General features: G+C 60.7%; 4 protein-coding genes and 2 pseudogenes. 3 read left to right on the top strand and 3 right to left on the bottom strand.

The annotated features are described in order from the left end of the window. On the top strand, positions 1–351 hold a 351-nt coding region (locus VHL31_RS09165; protein WP_329660902.1), incomplete at its 5' end, for a transposase. A gap of 338 nt (positions 352–689) precedes the next feature. On the opposite strand, the pseudogene VHL31_RS09160 reads toward VHL31_RS09165, so the two are convergent. After that, a pseudogene (locus VHL31_RS09160) lies at positions 690–872 on the bottom strand (integrase core domain-containing protein); the annotation flags it as partial. Between the two features lie 68 nt (positions 873–940). Between VHL31_RS09160 and VHL31_RS09155 the strand changes: the two are divergent. Continuing rightward, complete coding sequence (locus VHL31_RS09155) at positions 941–1,405, top strand: hypothetical protein (protein ID WP_329660901.1); 465 nt, start codon at positions 941–943, stop codon at positions 1,403–1,405. Here VHL31_RS09155 and VHL31_RS09150 read toward each other — a convergent pair. After that, on the bottom strand, positions 1,365–2,324 hold the full coding sequence (locus VHL31_RS09150; protein ID WP_329660900.1) for an IS1595 family transposase: 960 nt from the start codon (positions 2,322–2,324) through the stop codon (positions 1,365–1,367). The two genes, VHL31_RS09155 and VHL31_RS09150, sit on opposite strands and share 41 nt — an antisense overlap. Before the next feature lie 134 nt (positions 2,325–2,458). Next, positions 2,459–3,408: pseudogene (locus VHL31_RS09145) on the bottom strand (IS3 family transposase); the annotation flags it as partial. Between the two features lie 792 nt (positions 3,409–4,200). Between VHL31_RS09145 and VHL31_RS09140 the strand changes: the two are divergent. Next, a partial coding sequence (locus VHL31_RS09140; protein WP_329660899.1) for a hypothetical protein occupies positions 4,201–4,425 on the top strand: 225 nt, incomplete at its 3' end.

The following is a 4,425-nucleotide window of genomic DNA, read 5'->3' as shown; positions in this document are numbered from 1 at the left end:
GACATCGGCGAGAGCATCGCAGCCGATGCCTTGATCTGCGGCGATGAGCAGGCCGTGCTGGCCGACAAGGCCTACGAGTCGATGGAAAGACGGGAGGCCTTGGCCGCAATCGGCATCACCGACCGGATCATGCACCGGCGGCATCAGGCCAAGCGTTCGCCGTCCTGGCACAAATGGATGAACGTCGCGATCACGCCGCTGCGCGGCCAGATCGAGAAACTCTTCGGCACCATGAAGCGGCGCTACCTCTATCGTCGCGTGCGCTACCGCAGCCTGGAGCGCAACCGCTGTCAGCTCTGGCTGCTCTGCACAGCCATGAACCTGCGTAGAGCGGATCAGATCACCGCCTGATCGTCATCGAGTGCACAGCATTGGTCGACCCGGTGCCAACCAGCGGCGCGTTGGGTAACACCTTCTTGCCGGCAGCGCTCACCTGTCCACCTATCCACCCGACAAGCCAAAAGACAGGGCTTTCGCGCCAGTCTCCTACGAGTTCATCTGTCAGCAGTGGACGATCGAGCCACAGCGGTTCAAAACCAACCCACACCATCACAATCCGGGACTAAACACCTAGGCATGTGTCTATGTCCGAGACGTTCGTGAGTGGCCTGCCCCCATGGGGTGGTCCGGGTTGAGTGTTAGTGCATGATCGGATTGAGGCGCTTGGCTTAGGTGGTCCAGGCTCAGCGTTAGCCTTTGCCGGTCAATGGACCCGTGGCAGACCCCGAAAGGTCTGTTCCCAATAGGTATTCCTGTGGCGTCCGATGACCAAGAGCCATGTGAGGACGGCTCTCGTTGTAGTCTTGCCGCCAGGCCTCGATGACGGCCTTTGCTTCGGCCATCGTCGCGAACCAGTGCAGGTTCAGGCACTCGGCCTTAGGCAGCAGATGCACCAAGTTGGTGGGTGTTCGGCAGGGCGGTCCTGACGGATCAATGGCGGATGTCCGAGCCGCTGGTCATCCAATCATTGAAGGAGAAGCGCGCCGAGATCCACGGTCGGATCGTGGCCTATCAGGCGCAGATTGCGCAGGCACAGCATGATCTGGCCCATATCAACGCCGCGATCCGGTTGTTCACCGACCCCGATCACCAGCGCGTACGCTACCTGGTCAGCCATGGCTTCTTCCGGAAGGGCGAGATCTCAGACATTTGCGTCCGCCATCTCCGCACTGGGGCGGGGCTGACAACGCGCGACCTGGCGGAGCGGGTGATGTGCGAGCGCAAGCTCGATGTCTCGGACACGACGCTGAGGAACTCCGTCGTCTTCAAGGTCGTGCAAGCGCTCCGTCACGCAATGCGGCGCCGGTTGGTCCGGATGGTCGAGAAGCGCAAGGGCATGTGCGTCTGGGCGCCCGGCAACGCCATCACGCTGTACGTTGCCAGTAGCCCTTCCAGTTCCGGCTGACCGGGGCTGCCATCGCTCTGGCAATGAGCCGGTCGGCGAGCGCGCCATTGCTCGCATGGCGGTGATCCTCGAGCCAGGCTGCGTGGACCGCATACGCACCAAGATGCTGGCTGCTCACCCGGTGGTGCTGGCCGCCGACCATGCGTCGCAACCGCGAGAAGAAGCTTTCAGCCAGGTTGGTATGGACGCCGTCGCGGCTGTAGGCGTCGGAATGATTGATACGTTGGACGTCGAAGCTGGGCGTGAGCAGGTCCCAGTGGGCGGTCTCATCGGCCGACACGACAGAACCGGATGCGATCCGTTCCCTGGCGAAGGCGATACCGTCGGCTTCCCGTAAAAATGCCCGCGTCAGGGTCCGGCCGCCACGCTGCCGCAGGACGACGACAACCCGCCGCTTGCCACTGCGGTGCTTGAGAAGACGGCGATCGATGCGGTCCTCCCTGGCGTTGGCGGGACGCACATGGCCGCCGAAGGCAGCGCCATCCACCTCGACTTGGCCATGGAGCCTGGCCTCACGCGTTTCCGTCGCCATCGCCTCGCGGAGCTTGTGCATCAGCACAAACGCGGTCTTGTGCTGCACGTCGAGGTCGTGGGAGAGCTGGACGGCCGACATACCCTTGGACGCGTTGACCACCAGACAGATCGCGGCCAGGAGATCGACGAAGGACAGCTTGCGCGAGGCAAAGATCGTCCCGGAGGTGACGCTGAACTGCCGATGGCAAGCGCCGCACTTGAACCGACGCCGCGACGTGAGGTCATAGACATCGAGGCAGCCGCATGCCGGGCAGACCGGCGCGCCGCCACTCTCCGGCCAGCGTAACCCGCAGAACCGGCGATACGCGGCCTGCTCGCCGTCAGCATAGATGCTCCTTAGCGACAGCGTGCGTGCTGCGGCCGAGAGAAGGAAACGCTGTGCCACTTCTCGACCTCCCGCATCTCTCCCTGAATGTTCGCTCCCGGCACCATCCCGCTGGCAAGAGCAGCGGGAGGAAAACAAAGCCCAACGATGCCAGAGGTTTACCTGGCACTTGGTGCATCTGCTGCCTAAGGCCGCAGGCACTCGTCCCGCAGGCTGCCGTTGAAGGTCTCGATGAACGCGTTGTCGGTCGGCCTGCCCGGCCGGGAGAAGTCGATCCTTGTGCCATGGTGGTAGGCCCAGAGGTCGACCAGATGGCCGGTGAACTCAGCGCCATTGTCAGCAAACAGGTAGGTTGGGGCTTCCCGCTGTCGAACGAGGCGGTTCAGCACCTCCACGACATGCTCGCCCCGCAGCTGCTGGTCTACCTCGATGGCCAGACTCTCCCGGCTGAACACGTCGACCACCGTCAGCGCTCTGAACTTCTGCCCGTTGCTGAGCTGGTCGTGGACGAAGTCGAGGCTCCACGCTTCGTTCGGTCGGTTTGGCTGGCAACGCGCTTCGCGGTGCACGACCATCTTGCGGCGCCGCGGCCGCTTGGCCCGCAGCGCCAGCCCTTCCTCGCGGTAGAGCCGCCAGACCAGGTTCTTGCCCACCGTCCAGCCGTCACGCCTGAGCATGATGTGCACGCGTCGATAGCCAAAGCGGATCCGCGTCGCCGCGATCTCGTGCATGCGCTGCCGGATCTCCAGCCGCGGGTCCCGGATGCTCGGCTTGCGCTGGGTGGACCGATGCTGCCGCGTCAGTAAGCAGGCCCGCCGCTCGCTGTAGCCGTGGTGTCCAACCACGTAGGCCACAACGTCCTTCATGAGCGCTGGCCGGGGAACTTTTTTGACAGCACGTCCTGCAGCACTGCTTTGTCCAGGCTGAGCTCGGCCACCAGCTTCTTCAGCCGGGCGTTCTCGTCCACCACCTGCTTGAGCTCGCGAACCTGGTCCGACTCCAGGCCGGCGTACTGCTTCTTCCACCGCTAGAAGGTCTGCTCCGAGATGCCGAGCTGCCGGATCAGGTCAGCCACCGGCAGGCCCAGCTCCGCCTGCTTCAACACCGCCACGATCTGCTCGACCGAAAATCGCTTCCGCTTCATGGCTAATCCTCCTCTGGGGGAAAATCCGCCAAAAGCTGACGTTCGGCATGGACCACTTCGGCCGGATCACCTCACAAGGCGGAGGCAGCGTATGCACGAGGTGACTTGATTACCAAGCGCAGGCGGTTGATGCAAGATTGGACAGCGTTCCCGGCTATTACACCTGCATCCGCAGATTAGCACTCTCCTGGGACGGCTGCCACTTTACCTTGGATGCGATATCAGACTGCCATCACCTCTTCATAGTAGCACGGCGTCTCATCTTAGAGATTGTAGCAACTTCGTCAATAATCATATGTTCGAAAGTTCTTCATTTATTAGTGGATTTTAAAAGTTATCGATGATAATAATAGTCACTGCTTATTTTTCAAGAAAATACAATATTATCATTAAGAGGCGATTACTTGAAATTGCTTTGGCTATTAGATGAGTTGTGAGTTATTGTTTTTCGATAGGCGACCTATGTTCACAAGTGCTCCTCAAGTGCTGGTTGGACAGCTTGGTGATGCAGTATGAGCATTAGAACTATTCATCGCGGAGCGTCCTTGGTTGAGCCTTATCGATTTTCCTTGGTCGTGCCTTCAAGTGCTCTTGGTGCTAGATATTGTTGCCGAGGTATGAGAAGGTAACGGGGTAGCGTTTAGTTACCGTAGACATGCGTGGACCAGTCACTAAGGGGACTCTAGCATGTTTTTTGTGAACAATATCCGCTCGAGTCAGGGCGCTGTGCATTCTGTCGGTCCAAGTCGATCTCTCCATCTTGATCTTCCCGAACGGCCCGAACTTCCCGAATTGCCCGAGCTTCCTGAACTCCCTGAGCGACCTGAGTTTCCCGAGCGGCCTGAGTTTCCCGAGCGACCTGAGTTCCCGGAGCGACCTGAGTTTCCCGAGCGGCCTGAGTTTCCCGAGCGGCCTGAGTTCCCGGAGCGACCTGAGTTCCCGGAGCGACCTGAGTTCCCGGAGCGACCTGAGTTCCCGGAGCGGCCTGAGTTTCCCGAGCGACCTGAGTTTCCCGAG

This window comes from Geminicoccus sp. (genome assembly GCF_036263595.1).
Taxonomy (GTDB): Bacteria; Pseudomonadota; Alphaproteobacteria; order Geminicoccales; family Geminicoccaceae; genus Geminicoccus.
This window is presented reverse-complemented; position numbering and strand designations above follow the sequence as displayed.

What these genes read in the sequence shown, in the direction of transcription:
- VHL31_RS09155 (WP_329660901.1), top strand. Translation starts at nt 941, where the DNA reads ATGTCCGAGCCGCTGGTCATCCAATCATTGAAGGAGAAGCGCGCCGAG.